Source organism: Microbispora sp. NPDC046973 (genome assembly GCF_040644495.1).
Lineage (GTDB): Bacteria > Actinomycetota > Actinomycetes > Streptosporangiales > Streptosporangiaceae > Microbispora.
The window spans coordinates 20,823-39,111 of the sequence record NZ_JBEYWQ010000042.1 but is presented as its reverse complement, the minus strand read 5'-3'; the positions used below and the strand labels follow the sequence as shown (position 1 = coordinate 39,111).

The 18,289-nt window shown below is 71.5% G+C and carries 11 protein-coding genes; 7 read left to right on the top strand and 4 right to left on the bottom strand.

The features are described from left to right. Positions 1-71: 71 nt before the first annotated feature. From ABZ860_RS39185 to pulA, 3 genes are all read right to left on the bottom strand, one after another. Positions 72-1,478, bottom strand: a complete 1,407-nt coding sequence (locus tag ABZ860_RS39185) for a HAMP domain-containing sensor histidine kinase (RefSeq protein WP_357230568.1) — start codon at positions 1,476-1,478, stop codon at positions 72-74. A gap of 150 nt (positions 1,479-1,628) precedes the next feature. After that, positions 1,629-3,056 (bottom strand): serine hydrolase domain-containing protein, encoded by a 1,428-nt coding sequence (locus ABZ860_RS39180; RefSeq protein ID WP_357230565.1) that lies wholly within the window; start codon positions 3,054-3,056, stop codon positions 1,629-1,631. Between the two features lie 125 nt (positions 3,057-3,181). After that, positions 3,182-8,905: a pullulanase-type alpha-1,6-glucosidase gene (gene pulA, locus ABZ860_RS39175; RefSeq protein ID WP_357230563.1), complete on the bottom strand. Its 5,724-nt coding sequence runs from the start codon at positions 8,903-8,905 to the stop codon at positions 3,182-3,184. Positions 8,906-9,026: 121 nt separating this feature from the next. Here pulA and ABZ860_RS39170 point away from each other — a divergent pair, with 121 nt between their 5' ends. Continuing rightward, entirely contained in the window at positions 9,027-9,671 is a 645-nt protein-coding gene (locus tag ABZ860_RS39170; protein WP_357230560.1) for an amino acid-binding protein, read from the top strand. A 6-nt stretch (positions 9,672-9,677) separates the two neighbouring features. On the opposite strand, the gene ABZ860_RS39165 is transcribed toward ABZ860_RS39170, so the two are convergent. Continuing rightward, on the bottom strand, positions 9,678-10,949 hold the full coding sequence (locus ABZ860_RS39165) for an ATP-binding cassette domain-containing protein (RefSeq protein WP_357230557.1): 1,272 nt from the start codon (positions 10,947-10,949) through the stop codon (positions 9,678-9,680). A 313-nt stretch (positions 10,950-11,262) separates the two neighbouring features. Between ABZ860_RS39165 and ABZ860_RS39160 the strand changes: the two genes are divergently transcribed. From ABZ860_RS39160 to ABZ860_RS39135, 6 genes are all read left to right on the top strand, one after another. Next, a complete protein-coding gene (locus ABZ860_RS39160; protein ID WP_357230554.1) occupies positions 11,263-12,558 on the top strand; it encodes an extracellular solute-binding protein in 1,296 nt (431 codons plus the stop codon). Positions 12,559-12,561: 3 nt separating this feature from the next. Then, entirely contained in the window at positions 12,562-13,524 is a 963-nt protein-coding gene (locus tag ABZ860_RS39155; protein WP_357230551.1) for a sugar ABC transporter permease, read from the top strand. Further along, positions 13,518-14,390, top strand: a complete 873-nt coding sequence (locus ABZ860_RS39150) for a sugar ABC transporter permease (protein WP_357230548.1) — start codon at positions 13,518-13,520, stop codon at positions 14,388-14,390. Before ABZ860_RS39155 ends, ABZ860_RS39150 begins: the two co-directional genes overlap by 7 nt. Before the next feature lie 26 nt (positions 14,391-14,416). After that, entirely contained in the window at positions 14,417-16,051 is a 1,635-nt protein-coding gene (locus ABZ860_RS39145) for a glycoside hydrolase family 13 protein (RefSeq protein WP_357230545.1), read from the top strand. Positions 16,052-16,061: 10 nt separating this feature from the next. Beyond that, the gene (locus ABZ860_RS39140; protein ID WP_357230542.1) at positions 16,062-17,084 is read left to right on the top strand and encodes a LacI family DNA-binding transcriptional regulator; all 1,023 of its coding nucleotides are present in this window, start codon (positions 16,062-16,064) and stop codon (positions 17,082-17,084) included. Positions 17,085-17,286: 202 nt separating this feature from the next. Beyond that, complete coding sequence (locus ABZ860_RS39135; RefSeq protein WP_357230539.1) at positions 17,287-18,180, top strand: PfkB family carbohydrate kinase; 894 nt, start codon at positions 17,287-17,289, stop codon at positions 18,178-18,180. Positions 18,181-18,289 lie beyond the last annotated feature (109 nt).

The window sequence follows — 18,289 nt, the reverse complement described above, 5'->3', positions numbered from 1 at the left end:
GGTGTCCCGAAAACTAGCCAGCAGGTCCTCCCGTTGGGGGTTACTGGGCTGAACGACCAGGGGCGCGGTCCTTAACTTTGGGTGTCGCCGCGCGGGTCGGCGTCGCCGGCGGCGGGATCGCCGGCGGCGCTCGTGGCCAGCGGCAGCGTGATCACGAACCGCACGCCGGGTTCGCCGTCCGTGACGTCCTCGACCCGGATGGAGCCGCCGTGGGCCTCCACGACCTCCCGGGCGATGGCCAGGCCGAGGCCCGTGCCGCCCCGGTCGCGGCTGCGCGCCGCGTCGGTGCGGTAGAACCGCTCGAAGATCCGCTCGCGGTCCGCCTCGGGGATCGGCCGGCCGTCGTTGCGCACGCACAGGATGGCGGTGTCCTCGGTGCGCGCGACCCGCACGCAGACCACCGTCAGCGCGTGCCGTTCGGCGTTGTCGATCAGGTTCGCCACCACCCGGGCGAGGTGGCGGCGCAGGCCCCTGACCACCACCCCCGGGGTGTTGTGGAGATGGGTCGGCAGCCGCGCCGGCCGCCGCTCGACCTCGGTGACGACCAGGTGGGACAGGTCGACCTCCTCCCGGGCGGTCTCGGGAACCGTGGGGATCCGCGCGAGCAGGAGCAGGTCGGCGACGATCGCCTCCAGGCGCTCGGTGTCGCGCAGCGCGGCGCCGACGGCCTCGGGGGTGTCCTCGGGATGCAGCCGCGCGCTCTCCAGCTGGGCCCGGATCCCGGCGATGGGAGTGAGCAGCTCGTGCGAGGCGTCGGCGGCGAACTGCCGCTGCCGCTGGATCGACGTGTCCAGCCGGGACAGCGCGTCGTTGGCCGCCTGGGCCAGCCGGGAGAACTCGTCGTCGCCGGGCGGCTCGGGCACCCGGCCGCCGGGGTTCCTCTCGGTGATCTCGGCGAGCTCCGACCGGATCGCCTCCACCGGCCGCAGCGCGCGGCCCGTCACCTTGTAGGCCGTCCAGCCCGCGAGCGCGGTCAGCAGCAGGGCGAGCAGGAGCAGCGCCGGCAGCGTGAAGGGGGTGTCGAGGATCGCCGGGGCCGCCCGGCCCGCGTAGACGAGGTCGGAGCCGGACCCGGGGGCGACCCGCAGCACCGTGATGTAGAGGCAGTCGCGCCCGGCGGGCGAGCAGGCCGTCGTCTGGGTGACCTCGCGGTCGGGGGCCGGGCGTAACGGGCTCAGGCGGGGCACGTCCTTGGCCGCGGGGCTCTCGGCGACGACCCGGCCGTCCGGTCCCGCCACCTCGATCAGGTCGATGCCGTTCCCGCCGGTGGGTATGGGGTTGCGCAGGTGCCCGTCGCGGATCTGCGCGGCGATGTGGGTGGCGGTGTCCAGGCTGCGGTCCCAGATGCGGTCCGCGACCATGTCGCGTACGAGCACGTGCACCACGATCGCCAGCGGGATCAGCAGAATCGCCGCTGTCCCGGTGGCGAGGAGTGCCAGCCGGGCTCGCAGTGAAGGGGAGCGCCTGGGGAGGAGCATTACCCGAGGCTACTGATGGTCATCTTTAGGGAAACTCGCGACAGCGAAAAGCTCACCCCAAACTTGGCCAAAGTCTCTTAATGAGAGCAACCGGGCGAGTGGGGGCGCTCGGCGAAGCATACGCATCCCTCACGGACCGTGATGCGTCACCTACGCGACGTCGGGCCGTGTCATCAGGGGCGACCGCAGATGCAACGCCAGATCGGGTCCGGTCAGGGGCGCGATGTTCCACGTCGCCACCGCTGTGCCCGCGTCGGCGTCGACCACCAGCCGGACCCGGTGCGGTGTGGTGATGACGTAGAGGTCGGCGACGAACGTGTCGCCCTGCCAGGCGCCGGCCGCGACGAGGGGGCGGCCGAGCGGTGAGCTCTCCCACCATTCGCCGTGGCCGGCCTCGACGTCGAGGGAGGACCCGAGTCGCAGGAGCCATCCACCGTCCACGGGATCGACGGCCACCGTGGATCCGTCGGGAAGAGCCGAATCCTCGGAGGAGGCGTCGATTCTCGCCTTGACGGAACGCTCCGGGGCGGCCGAACCCGGCACCGGCGCGAATGACAGCCGCCGCAGCCGCTCGGCGATGAACTCATCGTCCCGGGTGCTCCCCGCTTGGTCCACGCCGGGCAGCAGGCACTCCCAGACCGCGTCGAGAATCGCCTCCCCCTGCGTTATGGCGCCGGTCGCGGCGACCACGAGATCGTGCGACGGGACGACCACGCACAGCTGGCCGAAGGCGCCCTCGCCGCGGTAACCGTGACGCGACATCCAGAACTGGTAGCCGTACCCGCACAGCGCGTCGGGGTTCTCCGACCAGCCCTCGATCTGCAGGGTGCCGATGTGCCGTCTGGTCGCGAGCTCCACCCATTCGCGTGGAACGAGCCGCCGGTCGCGCCAGAGGCCCCCGCGGAGCAGCAGTTCACCGAAGGCGGCGACGGCCTCGGTCGTGAGGTGCAGTCCGTGGAATCCGAAGGCGGCGCCGCTGGCCACCCGGTCCCATTCGGCGTGGTCGACGCCCATCGGCGTGAAGAGGCGCTCGTCGAGCAGTTCCGGCAGGCCGCGGCCGGTGACCCGTTCCACCATCCGGGCCAGGACGAAGGTGGTCGGATTGTCGTAGGCGTGCCGCGTTCCCTCGGCCTCGGGAAACGGCACGCGCAGGAAGCCCTTCACCAGGTCGCCCGGTTCGAGGCGCCAGGCCTCGGCGAGGCTGTCCGTACGGTGTCCGGTCGTCATGGACAGCAGGTGGTGGACGGTGAGGCGGCGTCCCTGCTCGGAGATGCCGGCCGGAACGTGATCGGGCAGCACGTCCACCACCCGGTCGTCCAGCGAGAGCAGCCCGTCGGCGATCGCGAGCCCTACGGCGATCGAGGTGAACGACTTGGTCAGCGAGTAGAGAAGGTGCGGGCGTTCGGCCGAGTACGGCGCCCACCAGCCTTCGGCGACGACGTGACCGCGGCGTACGACCATCAGGGAGTGACACTCGACGGATCGAGCATCGAGCCGGTCCAGCAACGCGGCGATCGAACGGGACGACATCCCCGAGGCGGCCGGTGCCGAGCGCGGCAGGAGTCGCTGAGAAGGCATCCGGACACGCTAATGAAACCGCACAAGCCCGCTCAATAGAGTTTCGAGACGTGCGTGGAGCCGCCGTGGCACCGGGCGCGGGGGAGAGCCCGCGCCCGGCGCCCCTAGGCGCCCCTCTGATGCCCCTATGGTGTCTCGGTGAACACCGCGACCGTGCGGGCGGGCACGGTCAGCGTGCCGGTCGCCGGATCCGCCGACGCCTGCCGGGTCACCGGGTCGTCCGAGGCCGCCTGCACGGGGTGCAGCGCGACCCTGGCGCCCTTGAGCGCGGGAACGGCGGGCGCGGCGGTCTTCCCGGTGGCGTTGAACACCACGTAGATCGCCTTGTTCGCGGGGTCGACGCCGGTGGCGTCGACGCGCATGACGATCACGCCGGGGACGCCGGACGGCGGGAAGGAGACCCGCCTGCCGATCTCCGCGGCGGAGCCGAGCGAGAAGGCGGGGGAGGAGTAGCGGATCCGCAGGAACTCGCCGAACCTCGCCCGGGCCGCCCCGATCGCCGCGCAGTCCGGCTTCAGCGCGGGGTCGGCCAGCAGGGGCCGCGCGTACGGCCAGCGCGCCTCGTTGTCCTTCGCGGGCGGCAGGCCGCCGCCGAAGCCGTTGCCCTGGCGGCAGTCCCACAGCAGGCGGTTGAACCAGTCGCCCGAGTCGTAGGAGTTGCGGTCGAGCGACTTCGACCGCAGCCGCTCGCTGCCGGCGTGGACGAACGCGGTGCCCTGGCCGAGCAGGACCGTCGCCAGCGACAGCGACTGCATCCTGACCCGGTCGGCCATCGGGGTGTCCTTGGGCAGCTTGTAGGCGAGCGCGTCGAACAACGTCTCGTTGTCGTGGGCGTCCACGTAGGTCACCGTGTCGCCGGGCTCGGCGGCGTACCCGGCGGGGCCCCCGTTGTAGTCGACCTCCGACCCCTTGACCGGCCCGCCGGACGATCCGGTGAACGTGAAGTCGCGCAGGTTGCCCGCGAGCCCGAGCTTGATCAGGTCCTCGTAGTGCGCGAGCCGGTTGTCCGGCGCGGAGTCGGCCAGGCCGGACCCGAAGCCCCGGACGCCCGGGTCCGCGTCGAACGGCGTGCCGCCGCGCACGGCGTCGCGCAGCCGGTCGCTGAACGTGCCGATCCCGGTGCCCGCCATGCCGGCCTGGGTGGCCTGCTCGAACCGGGCGCCGTCGGCCACCTCGCCGAAGTTCCAGCCCTCGCCGTACAGGATGATCGACTTGCCGTCCACGCCGTCCTTCTCGGGCGTGAGCGCGTCGAGGGCCTCGCGCACGGCCAGGATGTTCGCCTTGGGGTGGTGGCCCATCAGGTCGAAGCGGAAGCCGTCGACCTTGTACTCCCTGGCCCAGGTGACGATCGAGTCGACGACGAGCCGGCCCATCATCGCGTGCTCCGGGGCGGTGTTCGCACAGCAGGTGGAGGTGGCCACCGTGCCGTCGTCCATGAGCCGGTGGTAGTAGCCGGGGACGACGCGGTCGAGCACGCTCGTGGGGTCCTGCCCGGCGGCGTGGGTGTGGTTGTAGACGACGTCCATGACCACCCGCAGGCCCGCGCCGTTGAGCCCCGCGACCATCTCGCGGAACTCCTTGATCCTCCGGTCCGGGTCGGTCGCGTACGAGCCCTCGGGCACGGTGTAGTGCAGCGGGTCGTAGCCCCAGTTGAACGAGTCCTTCGCGGCCGTCTCCGCGACGCACGCCTGCTGCCGGTCGGAGTCGGGCGGCAGCGCGGCGAGGTCGCAGCCGGGCTCGGTGCGGTCGGCCCTCCGGTCGGGCACGGTGGCGAAGTCGAAGGCCGGCAGCAGGTGGACGTGGGTCAGCCCGTCCTTCGCCAGGCTCCGCAGCTCGGTCATCCCGGCGCTGCCCGTCTCGGTGAACGCCTTGTACGTGCCGCGCTCGGCGGCCGGCACGGTGGCGTCGGAGGCCGAGAAGTCGCGCACGTGCAGCTCGTAGATCGACGCCCGGTCCTGGCGCACCGCCGGGGGCTTCTTCAGCCCCGTCCACCCCTCGGGCCGCAGCGACCGGTCGTCCAGGTCGACGATCTGGCTGTGCCCCGAGCCCGCCGAGACCGACAGGCTGTAGGGATCGGTCACCTCGTTGGTCACGATCTTCCCGGCGGCGGGGGCGTAGACGGTGACGAGGTAGGTGTAGTACCTGCCCCGCCACGACGCCGGGCCGTCGATCGACCACACGCCCGTCGCGTCGTCCCTGCGCATGCGGTGGACCGTCCTGCGATCGGCGGACGGGCCGTCGTAGAGGGCCAGCTCGACCTTCTGGGCGGTGGGCGCCCACACCGCGAGCCCGCCGCGGCCTGTGGGGCCGAGCGGGACCTTCGCCGCCCCCGCGTACAGGTCGTCGAGGACGCCGGGGATCTGCACGCCGGTGGCGGTCAGCAGCGCGCCGGAGGGCCCGCGCTCGATCGCCACGACCTGGCCGCGCAGCGCATCGCGCACGAGGCCGGCGTCGCGCGGGTCCACCGTCAGTGCGCCGTACGCCGCCAGATGCGGCCACGCGGCCTTCTGGGCGTCGCTCAGCCGCCCGGGCGTCAGGCGGACGAGGTGGACGTCCCCGGTCAGGACGCCCTTCTCGTAGGCGATGTCGCCCTTGGGGGAGTAGGCCAGCGCGTAGTGGTTCGCTTCGGCGACCTTGCCCTTCCACGCGACCGTGTCCCTGTCGATCCACTGGGCCGTGGCCTTGGACAGGTCGGCGTCCGCCCCGGTGGCCGCGGGCTGCGGCAGCAGGTATCCGTCCACACCTGACAGTTTCCACGCCTCGTGGCCGGTCACGCCGAGGTCCAGCGACTGGTCGGCCTGCTGGTCCTTCTGATCGCCCTTGTGGATGATCCACCCCAGCGTCTTCGCGTCCTGTTTGAGCGGCACCTCGAAGTGCACGCCGAAGGCGTCGGTCCCGGCGGGCTTCAGCGGGTCGCCCCACTCGACAGAGCCGGACGCGTCGCCCCAGAAGTGCAGGCCCCAGCCGTCGTAGTCGCCGTCCGCCCGGTGGTAGTGCAGCACCGCGACGTTCCGCGCCGCCGCCGCGCTGCCGTGGATCGCCGTCCCGCCCGAGTTCACGTACGCCTCGGGCTGCCTGGCCGGCACGAACGACTGGTCGGGCCCGGGGTCCTTCGTGTCGCCCTTGTGGATGATGTAGTTCAGCGGCGCGTCGGCGTTCTTCAGCGGCACCCGCCAGAAGGCCCCGAACGCGTCGGCGCCGTCCGGCGGGCGCGGGGAGCCCCACTTGGTGCCCGCGCCGTCGGCGAGCGCGTCGCCCCACAGGTGCAGGCCCCAGCCGTCGTACGCGCCGTCGGGGCGGCGGTAGTGGATCGTGGCGTAGCCCTCGGCGGCGGCCCGGGAGGCGTAGACGTCCGGCTTGCCCTCCACGAGCCACACCTCCCCGGCACGCGCGGGGTTCACCATGCGGTCGCCCTGGTCCTTGGTGTCGCCCCTGTGGGTGATCAGGCCGACCTCGGTGGCCCCGGGCTTGAGCCTGAGCCAGGCGAAGCGGCCGAACGCGTCCTCGCCCTCGAAGGCGACGGGCGAGCCCCACTCGACCGTCTGGTCGATGTCTCCCCAGGCGTGCAGCCCCCAGCCGTCGTAGTCGCCGCCGTCGCGCTTGTAGTGGACCACCAGGTAGTCGCGCTTGACCGCGCCCGGCTCCTCTTCCGCGGGCTGCGGCCCGGCCGTCGCGGTCGCCGTGGCGCCCGCGTGCCGGCCCGCCGAGTCCTTCACGACGGCCTTGTACGTGAGCGGGGTGCCCTCGGGCACACCGCTGAGGTCGTGGAAGACGCGGTAGGTGTGGCCGTTGGGAGCGTCGTCGGTGCCGAGCACCCGCCACGGCGCGTCGCCGGCCTTGACGGCGAACGTGACCTGCGCGAAGCCGTCGCCGGGCACCTCGGCGGAGATCGCCACCCGGCCGTCGGCGGCGGTGCCGCGCAGCGACTCGCCGGGCAGCGTGAGGGAGATCTCCGGCGCCCTGGCCGGGGCGGCCAGGGCCTTGTCCGCGCGGTAGACGACGGCCGACAGCGGCGGCACGGTCACGGCCAGCCTCCCGTCGGCCGCGCCGGTCAGCCGCTGCGTCCCTCCGTAGACCTGCGTGAACGACGCGCCGGGGGAGTACGTCGGGACCTGGACGGACTTCGCCGCCGTGCCGTTGTTGAGCGCCACGACGAACTCGACCCGCTCCCCGGCGGTGATCCGGGAGAAGGCGAACACGCCGCCGCTCGCCAGCCGCACGATCTGGGCGCCGTCCGCCAGCGCGGGGTAGCGGTCGCGCAGCCGGGCCAGCTCGGCGATCGAGGTGTAGAGAGGGTGGGTGGTGACGTAGTTGGCGGTCGCGTGGGTGGCGGTGGTGCCGATGAGGTCGTCGTCGAGGTAGTCGGCCGTCTTCGAGGCGAACATCGGCTGCCGGGCGTCCTTGTCGCCCCCGCCGCCGGTGAAGCCCTGCTCGTCGCCGTAGTACACGACCGGCTGGCCGCGGGTCAGGTACATGAGCTGGTGGGCCAGGCGGTCGCGGGCGAGCAGGGCGGCGTCGTCCGCCGAGGGGTCGTCCTGCCTGAGGAAGTACCCGATCCGGCCCATGTCGTGGTTGCCGAGGAACGTCGGCAGCGACGAGGCGTTGGAGTCGGCGTCGGTGAAGTAGTCGTCCGCGGCGTACAGCCTGCCGAGGCTCGCGGCGTCGCCGCCGCTCGCGTACGAGCGCGCCGCCTCCTGGAAGCCGAAGTCCAGCGTGGCGTCGAGCGTGCCGGTGGTGGTGTATCGGCTCTCGAACGCGGGGTCGGAGCTGTAGACCTCGCCGAACATGAAGAATCTGTCGTTGCCGAGCTTGGCGGCGTAGCCGTGCAGGGCGGGCGCGAAGCGCTGCCAGAACTCCATGTTCACGTGCTTGGCGGTGTCGATCCGGAACCCGTCGATGCCGGTCTCCTTGACCCACGTCTTGTAGATGTCGGTCATGCCCTTCACGACCTCGGGCCGCTCGGTCCACAGGTCGTCGAGGCCGGAGAAGTCGCCGTACTCGGAGCTCTCGCCGGAGAAGGTCGAGTCGCCCCGGTTGTGGTACATCGTCGGGTCGTTCAGCCAGGACGGCACCTTCGACCTGGCCGTCACCACCGGCGTGTACGGGAACGAGTCGGCGGTGACCTTCGGGAAGTCGTCGCGCAGGGCGTAATCGCGGTCGTCGAAGGCTCGGCCGGAGGCGTCCACGTAGGGGTAGGCCGCCTTGCCGCGATAGCCGTAGGTCTTCTCCGCGTAGTCGATCAGGTCGGCGGTGTGGTTGGTGATAATGTCGAAGAACACCTTCATGCCGCGCTTGTGCGCCTCCTTGACGAGGCTCTTCATCTGCGCGTTCGTGCCGAGGTGCGGGTCGATCCTGGTGAAGTCGGTGATCCAGTAGCCGTGGTAGCCGGCGCTCGCGTCCGCCCCGGTGCCCTGCACGGGCCGGTTTCTGAACGACGGCGTCAGCCAGATCGCCGTGCTGCCGAGGCCCTTGATGTAGTCGAGCTTCCCGATCAGCCCGGCGAGGTCGCCGCCCTGGTAGAAGCCCTTGTCCGCGGGGTCGAAGCCGGTCGTCAGCCGGTCGCCGGACAGCCCGCCCCGGTCGTTGGAGGGGTCGCCGTTCGCGAACCGGTCGGTCATCGCGAAGTACAGCCGCTCGCGGGACAGGTCCGCCCGGAGGGCGTCGCGGGCGAGTTCGGCGTCGGACGGCGCGCCCGCCGCGGCGGCGCCCGCCGCGACCGGGCCTGCCGAAGCCAGGGCCGACGCCGCAGGAGGAGGCGCCAGGGGGACGGCGATGAGCGCGGCGGCGAGTGCCGTGGCGATGGACAGCGCCATGGGCACGCGCGTACGCCGGTGCTGGGGGGTCACCATGGCCCGGAAGCTACTGTCGGCCCCCGGCTCGTGCAAGACTTTGCTGTAACTTCCAGAAACATTGCAGCCATTCCGTGACCCACCGCCGTAACAGGCGCGAAACGTGTGTCCGACACTGTTGGTGTCGCACGAGAAGGAGGTGGTGGGGATGCTGCTGCGGCTGCGGGTCTCGCTCCCCGACCGGCCCGGGGTGCTCGGCCAGGTGGCGCGCGCGTTCGGGGTGATGGGCGCGGACATCCTGCAGGTCACCGTGTTGGAGCGGCAGGGGGGCCGCGCGGTCGACGACTTCACCGTCTCCTGGTCGGGCGTCTTCGAGCCCGGCGAGCTGCGCGAGCGGATCGGGGTGGTTCCCGGCACGCGGGTGGAGGCCGTGTGGCCGACCCGCGAGGTGCCCGGCTCGACCCCCGACTACGACCTGCTCGGCCACGTCGCCGCCGACCCCGACCGGGCGTACGTCACCCTCGTCGACGCGGTGCCTGACCTGGTCAGCGCCGAGTGGGCGGTGGCGGTCGACTCGGCCGACGGCGCGATCGTCCACGGAAGCTGGCAGGCGCCGGAGACCGTGCCGGCGGCCGACCTCACCCCGCTGCGCGCCTCGGCGTTCGCCGAAGGCGGGCTGCACCTGGCGAGCGTGCCGATGGACGGCGTCCACCTGGTGGTGGCACGCTCCCAGGGACCCGCGTTCCACCGGGCGGAACTGGACAAGATCGTCCGCCTGGTGGGGATCGTGTCCGTGCTGGCCGGCGGCGTCAGCCGTACCGCCTGACGGTCCTCACCGGCGCGGCGGGTCGATGCGGGTGCCGTCCATGGTGAACAGCATGAGCCGGGAGACGTCGACGGCGACCCGGCCGGCGTCGCCCGCGCGCCATACGGGCCGGTTGCCGAGCCTGACGATGATGTCGGCGCGGCGGTGCGTGCCCGACTGCGAGACCGGCGGCTGCTCTTCCTCCTCCGCCGCGGCCGAGCCGTTCAGCAGGCGGCGCATCATCGACCGCGCTTTACCGCCGCCGCCCGAGCCGTTCATCTGGCGGCGGTCCGGCGGCTCCGGCACGTTGACGGCCGGGATCCCGGCCTCCAGGTAGGCGAGCCACTCGTGACCGTGATACTCCAGCGTCCTGACCCGGCCGAAGAAGGTCGGGCCCTCCGTCCGCTCCGGCACGGGAACCAGCCCGTCCGGCCGGATCCCCACGATGATCTGCATGCCGGTGTGCTGCGACACCGCGTACGCCCGTGGATCGGTCCAGGGCATCGTGATCTGGTGAGGACCGAAGTCGAGCATGATGAACTGGTTCTGCGGGGTGCGCACGGTCGCCGCGAGCAGGTTGAGCTGCTGGGAGTTGAGGAACGCGGCGGTGAACGCGGTCGCGGGGTCGTTGTAGACCTGCGCCGGGGTGCCGATGTCCTGCAGCACGCCCCGGTTCATGATGGCGATGCGGTCGGCCAGGGTGAGGGCCTCGACCTGGTCGTGCGTCACGTAGATGGTGGTGACGCCGAGGGCGCGCACCAGTGACGAGATCTCCATGCGCAGCTCGGTGCGCATGCCGGCGTCCAGGTTGGACAGCGGCTCGTCCATCAGGAACAGCGAGGGCTGGCGCACGATGGCGCGGCCCATCGCCACGCGCTGGCGCTGGCCACCGGACAGCGTGCCCGGCCGCCGGTCGAGCGTCTCGTCGATGTGCAGTGCGCGCGACAGCTCGACGACCCGCTGCTTGACCATCGTGGGGTCCGCCTTGGCGATCTCCAGCGGGAACGACAGGTTGCCGCGTACCGTGCGGTGGGGATACAGGGCGCCGTTCTGGAAGACCATCGCGACGTCCCGGTCCCGGGGCGCGAGGTGGTTGGCGAGCTGCCCGCCCAGCCACAGGTCGCCGGAGGTGATCTCCTCCAGGCCCGCGATCATACGCAGCAGCGTGGACTTCCCGCAGCCCGACGGCCCGAGCAGGACGAGGAGTTCACCCTCGTCCGCGCGCAGGTTCATGCGGTCGACCGCGAGGTACCCCCCCGGGTAGATCTTCGTCACGTTGTCGAGGACGACGGTGCTCATGCGCGCTCGTTCCTCCCGGGCAGGCACGCCCGGATCCCCAGCCTTCGGTGTGAATGATGAGGTAGTACATCGCGTCGCGGGCACTCGTGTCCATACGTGTCGTGAAAGATCCGGCATCTACATGCAACTTCTCGTTACTCCCAACTTTCCCCTTGCTAAAGACGGCTGTCAGGGTCGCGCCGTGACCTCCCCGCGCCCCTCTCTGAGGCGTCAAATGTAACGAAATTGCTGAAAGTTTCTGTAAGGCCTTTCACCCCGTTCGCGCCCCTGTTACGTTCCGCTCAAATCCCCATGAGCAAGGAGTGCGACGCACATGAGGCGAGTCCTCACGTCCGCGGCGGTGGCCGCGGCGCTCGCTTTGGCGGTCACCGCCTGTGGCGACGGTTCCGGCGACGCCGGATCGGCCCCGGCCAAGAGCGCCGCCCCCGCCGAGGTGTCCGGCACGGTCACCTGGTGGGACACCTCGGACGCCACGACCGAGGGCCCGGTCTTCCAGGAGATCATCAAGGACTTCGAGGCCAAGTACCCGAAGATCAAGGTCAACTACGTCAACGTGCCGTTCGCGAACGCGCGGGACAAGTTCAAGACCGCCGCGCAGTCCGGGGCGGGCGCGCCCGACGTGCTGCGCACCGACGTGGGGTGGGTCGCGGAGTTCGCCTCGCTCGGCTACCTCGCGCCGCTCGACGGCACCCCCGCGGTCGACAAGCCCGAGGAGTTCCTGCCCGTCCCGGCCGCCAGCGGCAAGTACAACGGCAAGACGTACGGCGTGCCGCAGGTGACGGACACGCTCGGCCTCCTGTACAACAAGGAACTACTGAAGAAGGCGGGCTACGACGAGCCTCCGGCGACGATGGCCGACCTCAAGAAGGTGGCGCTCGACGTCAAGTCGAAGACCGGAGCGGGCGGCCTCGCCCTGAACGTGGACGCCTACTTCCTGCTCCCGTTCATCTACGGCGAGGGCGGCGACTTCGTCGACGTCCAGAACAAGAAGATCACGATTTCGTCCCCGCAGAGCGTGGCGGGGGTGAAGATCGTCGAGGACCTGATCACGTCGGGCGCCGCCGTCAAGCCGGCGCTGCAGGACAGCTACACGAACGCCGAGACCGCGTTCAAGGACGGCAAGGTCGCGATGATCTTCAACGGCCCGTGGTCCAACGCCGACAACCTCGGTGGCAAGGTGTTCAAGGACAACCCGGACAACTTCGGCGTCGCCCCGGTCCCGGCCGGCTCGGCGAAGGCGGGCTCGCCGCTGGGCGGCCACGACTACACCGTCTACGCGGGCTCGAAGAACCTCGACGCGTCCTACCTGTTCGTCCAGTTCATGGACAGCGCGGAGAGCCAGGCCAAGATCGCCGGCAAGCTCGGCCTGCTGCCGACCCGCCAGCCCGCCTACAGCGCCTCCGAGGCCACGGCCAACCCCAAGATCGCGCAGTGGCAGAAGCCGATGGAGACGGCCGTCGAGCGTCCCTGGATCCCCGAGGCCGCCTCGCTGTTCCAGCCGCTGGTCGAGGGCTACCAGAAGCTCGCCGGCGGGCAGACGACGACCGAGCCCATGCTCAAGGACGTCGCCACCGCCTACCAGGGCATCCTCAAGGGCTGGAGCCTGTAGGACATGACGGCTGACGTCGTCGCGACGAGAAGGGCCGCGCCCCGTTCCGGGGCGCGGCGCCTCCTGTCCCGTCACTGGTACGCGTGGGCGATGACCGCGCCGGTCGTCATCGTGATGCTGGTGCTGGTCGGCTACCCCCTCGTGCGGGGCGTGTACCTGTCGCTCACCGACGCGACCGAGGGCAACATGGGCCGCACGATCGGGATGAACGTCATCCCGTCCACCTACGAGTTCGTGGGCCTGAAGAACTACGCCGACATCCTCACGTCCTCGGAGTTCCTCGGCCGGCTGGCCTGGACGGTCGTGTGGACCGTCGTGTGCGTCGCCCTCCACGTGGGCATCGGCCTCGGCCTGGCGATGCTGCTGAACCGGCCCATGCGGCTGCGGTCGCTCTACCGGATCCTGCTCGTGCTGCCCTGGGCCGTGCCGGCCTTCGTGTCCGCCTTCATCTGGCGCTATCTGCTGAACGGCGAGTTCGGCGTGGTCAACGCCATGCTGCGGGCCGCCGGGTTCGACGGGATCGCCTGGCTGGACGACCCCTTCTGGGCCAAGGTGTCGGTGATCGCCTGCAACGTGTGGCTGGGCGTGCCGTTCATGATGCTCGCCCTGCTGGGCGGCCTGCAGGCCATCCCGCGCGAGCTGCACGAGGCCGCCGAGGTGGACGGCGCCACGCCGTGGCAGCGCTTCCGCCACATCACGCTGCCGGGCCTGCGCCCGGTGTCGAGCACGGTCGTCCTGCTCGGCACGATCTGGACGTTCAACCAGTTCCCGGTCATCTTCCTGCTGACCAAGGGAGGACCGGGCGGAGCCACGGAGATCCTCGTGACATACGCCTACCGCCAGGCGTTCGAGGGCATCAGGAACTACTCGGGCTCCGCCGCCTGGGGCATGGTGATCCTCGCGCTCCTCGTCGTGATGGCCACGGTCTACCGGCGCGCGCTCAGGCAGCAGGGGGAGGCATGGTGAGCCGGGCCGCTCCCGCGGGCGCCGCCGGGTGGAGCCGCGACAGGCGCAGCCCCGGCAAGTCGATCGCCCTGCACCTCACGCTGATCGCGGCGAGCATCGTGTCGGTGTTCCCGGTCGCGTGGCTGGTGCTGACCTCGCTCAAGCCGCGTACGGTCATCGAGACCGCCTCGGTCGCGCCGATCGACCACCCCACGCTCGCCAACTACACCCAGGTCCTGGGGGAGACCCGGTTCCTGACGTGGGCCGCCAACTCCCTCGTCGTCTCGCTCATCACCGCCGTGCTCGGCGTGCTGCTGTCGGCCACCACCGGCTACGCGGTCAGCCGCTTCCGCTTCCCCGGCTTCCGCTCGGTGATGTGGATGCTGCTGATCACGCAGATGTTCCCCGTGGCCGTCCTGATCGTGCCGATCTACAACCTGATGGCCGGGCTCGGGCTGATCAACCAGTTCCCGTCGCTGGTCATCGCCTACCTCACCTCCACCGTGCCGTTCTGCGCGTGGATGATGAAGGGCTACTTCGACACCGTCCCCACCTCGATCGACGAGGCGGGCCGGGTGGACGGCCTGACGCCCTTCGGCACGTTCTGGCGGCTCATCCTGCCGCTGGCCAAGCCCGGCCTGGCCGTGGCCGCGTTCTACTCGTTCATCACCGCCTGGGCGGAGGTCGCGTACGCGACCGCGTTCATGACGGGCGACGACAAGTACACGCTCGCGGTCGGCCTGAGCCAGTTCGTCGGCCAGCACAAGGCGGAGTGGGGCCTGCTCACGGCCTCGTCGGTGCTGATCGCCATCCCGGCGGCCGTCGTCTTCCTGCTCGTCCAGCGCCACCTCGTCACCGGCCTGACGGCCGGCGCGACGAAGGCGTGACCCTATATGAGAATCGGGGGATCCCAATGACCGAACTCGCCGTCCAGCCGTCCGCGGTCGCGACCCGGTGGTGGCGCGACGCGGTGATCTACCAGGTGTACGTCCGCAGCTTCGCGGACGGCAACGGCGACGGGATCGGCGATCTGCTCGGCGTGCGCAGCCGCCTGCGCTACCTCGCCGATCTCGGTGTGGACGCCATCTGGCTGACGCCGTTCTACCCCTCGCCGATGGCCGACTTCGGATACGACGTGGCCGACTACCGCGACGTCGATCCGATCTTCGGTTCGCTGGCGGACGCCCAGGCGCTGATCGCGGACGCCCACCGGCTGGGCCTGCGGATCATCGTGGACGTGGTGCCCAACCACACCTCCGACCGCCACCCCTGGTTCGAGGCGGCGCTGCGGGCCGGGCCGGGCAGCCCGGAGCGGGAGCGCTACATCTTCCGTGAGGGCAAGGGCGCGGCGGGCGAGCTGCCGCCCAACGACTGGGAGTCGATCTTCGGCGGCCCCGCCTGGACCCGCGTCGAGGACGGCCAGTGGTACCTGCACCTGTTCGCGCCCGAGCAGCCGGACCTCAACTGGGAGCACCCGGAGGTGCACGAGGAGTTCGCCGACGTGCTGCGGTTCTGGCTCGACCTCGGCGTGGACGGCTTCCGGATCGACGTGGCGCACGGCATGGTCAAGGCGCCGGGCCTGCCCGACGTGGGCGCCCGGGGCCAGGCCGAGATGATCGGCGCGCAGGTCGTGCCCTTCTTCGACCAGGACGGCGTGCACGAGATCCACCGGGCCTGGCGCCGCATCCTCGACTCCTACGAGGGCGAGCGGATCGGGGTGGCCGAGGCGTGGGCGCCCTCGCCGGAGCGGCTGGCCAACTACGTCCGCCCCGACGAGCTGCACCAGGCGTTCAACTTCCACTTCCTCAAGACGCCCTGGGACGCGGCGCGCTTCCGGGAGGTCATCGACGAGTCGCTGCGGACGTCGGCGCTGGTGGACGCGCCCCCGACCTGGGTGCTGTCGAACCATGACGTCAAGCGGCACGTCACCCGCTACGGCGGCGGCGAGCGCGGCCTGCGCAGGGCGCGGGCGGCGGCGCTGCTCATGCTGGCGCTGCCCGGCTCGGCCTACGTCTACCAGGGCGAGGAGCTGGGGCTGCCCGAGGTGCTCGACCTGCCCGAGCAGTACCTGCAGGATCCGCAGCGGCTGCGCGACCCCGACAGCGGCCGCGACGGCTGCCGGGTGCCGCTCCCGTGGACCGCCGCGGGCGAGCCGCCGTACGGCTTCACCCCGCCGGGCATCTACGAGAGCTGGCTGCCGATGCCGGCCGACTGGCGCGAGCTGTCGGTGGAGGCGCAGCTGCGGGACGGCGCGTCGATGCTCAGCCTCTACCGGACCGCCCTCGCCCTCAGGCGGGAGCACCCGGAGCTGGGCGACGGCGTGCTGACCTGGATCGACAGCCCGGCCGGCACGCTGGCGTTCCGGCGCGGCGACTCGTTCGTCTGCGTGCTGAACATGACGCCGGAGTGGGTGGAGATCGGCCCCGAACACGGCGCGGGCCAGGGGTACGGCGACCTGCTGCTGGCCAGCGGAGGACCCGAGACCGCCGGCGACGTCGTCCGGCTCGCTCCCGACTCCGCCACCTGGTGGACCGCGAGGAATGTCTAAAGTAATGCTCATGAACAACACACGGCTCGCCGACATCGCCGCCCAGGCCGGAGTCAGCGAGGCGACGGTGAGCCGTGTGCTCAACGGCAAGGCGGGGGTCTCCCCGGCCACCCGCCAGGCCGTGCTCACCGCCCTCGACCTGATGGGCTACGAGCGGCCCCAGCGACTGCGCCAGCGCAGCAACGGCCTGATCGGCCTGGTGATCCCGGAGCTCGGCAACCCGATCTTCCCGGCGTTCGCGCAGGCGATGGAGAAGTCGCTGATCCAGCACGGCTTCACGCCGATCCTGTGCACCCAGGAGCCCGGCGGCGCCCCCGAGGACGAGTTCACCGAGATGCTCCTCGACCGGGGCGTGTCCGGCATCGTCTTCGTCTCCGGCCTGCACGCCGACACCACCGCGCGGATGGACCGCTACACCCGGCTCACCGACCGGGGGCTGCCGATCGTGCTCGTCGACGGCTACAACGAGGCCATCCCCGCGCCGTTCATCTCGCCCGACGACCGGCTCGCCGCGCGCCTGGCCGTACAGCACCTGGTGGACCTCGGGCACGAGCGCATCGGCCTCGCGCTGGGACAGCGGCGCTTCGTCCCGGTCATCCGCAAGATCGAGGGCTTCCGCCAGGCGATGGCGCAGCTGCTCGGCCCGGTGGACGCCGACGACCTCATCCAGCACTCGCTGTTCTCCGTCGAGGGCGGGCAGGCCGCCGCCGCGGCGCTGCTCGACCGCGGCTGCACCGGGATCTTCTGCGCGAGCGACCTCATGGCGCTCGGCGCGATCCGCGCCGCCCGCGAGCGCGGGCTGTCGGTGCCCGGGGACGTGTCGGTCGTCGGGTTCGACGACTCGCCGCTGATGGCGTTCACCGACCCGCCGCTGACGACCGTGCGCAAGCCGATCGGCGCGATGGCGGCCGCCGCCGTCGAGACCCTGCTCGAGGAGATCGGCGGCACTCCCGCCAAGCACGTCGAGCTGATCTACCAGCCCGAGCTCGTGGTGCGCGGCTCCACCAGCTCGGGCCCGCTGGTCAACCGCTGAGCCCCTGCCACTGAACCCCTACCGCCGAGCTCTGCCATCGAGTCCGGCCGCGGTCGCCGCCGGGTGAGGCGCCGGCGCGGGTCCGCGTGCCCGGAGGCCGGTCCCGGCATGCCCGCGCCGGGCTGACCGCCCTTCCCCCTGTTCCGGCGAACGTGCGAGGTCACCGCGCCGGACTTCCCCGACGTCCTCAGGAGCGTTGCGAATGACCGATCACACCTTCGACGTCCTGGTCGTCGGCGGCGCCGGTGTCGACACGACCGTCTACGTGCCCGAACTGCCCCTGCCGTACGCCGACACCTACGCGGTGCCGCCCGTCGTGGACCGGATCGGCAACACCGGCGCGGGGGTCGCGCTCGGCTGCCACGCCCTCGGCCTGCGCGTGAAGTTCGTCGACGTGATCGGCGACGACCCGCAGGGCGCGCTGATCCGCGACCACCTCGCCGCCCGCGGCGTGGACTTCGCCCACGCCCTGTCGGAGGCGGGCACCCGCCGCAGCGTCCTGCTCGTGGACCCCGGCGGCAGGCGCCTTTCGCTCTTCGACCCCAGGGTCGTCCCCGGCCAGCGGATGCCCCGCGAGCTCTATCTGCCGGCCCTCCGGTCGGCCCGGCACGTCCACGTCTCGATCGTGGACTTCGCCCGGCACGTGTACGCCGACATCCCGGACGGCACGACGGTCTCGACCGACCTGCACGACTGGGACGGCGAGAACCCGCACCACGAGGACTTCGCCTACTCTTCCGACCTGGTCTTCCTGTCCGCGACCAAGCTCGGCGGGCGGCGCGAGGAGGTCATGCGGGCGATCGCGGAGCGGGGCCGCGCGTCGGTGGTCGTGTGCACGGACGGGGCCGAGGGCTGCCACGTGCTTGCGGAAGGGAAGGTCCGCAGCTTCCCGGCCGAGCCGCTGCCGGGCCCGGTGGCCGACAGCAACGGCGCCGGCGACGCGTTCGTGTCGGGTTTCCTCTACGGCCGTCTGGCCGGCCGGCCTTTGGAGGAGTGCGTGCGGCTGGGCGCCGTGGCCGGGGCGCACGCGTGCACCTCGGAGGGCACGCACGAGGACCCGATCGGCCTGGACGCCCTGCTGGGCGCGGTGTCGTGAGGCGACGCCGGGCCCACCACCGCAGGTGAGCGGTCGCGGGCCCGGCACCCATGGACGTGCCCGGGTCGCGGGCACGAGCATGGCCACCGGCTCCGCCGAGGGAGGAAGG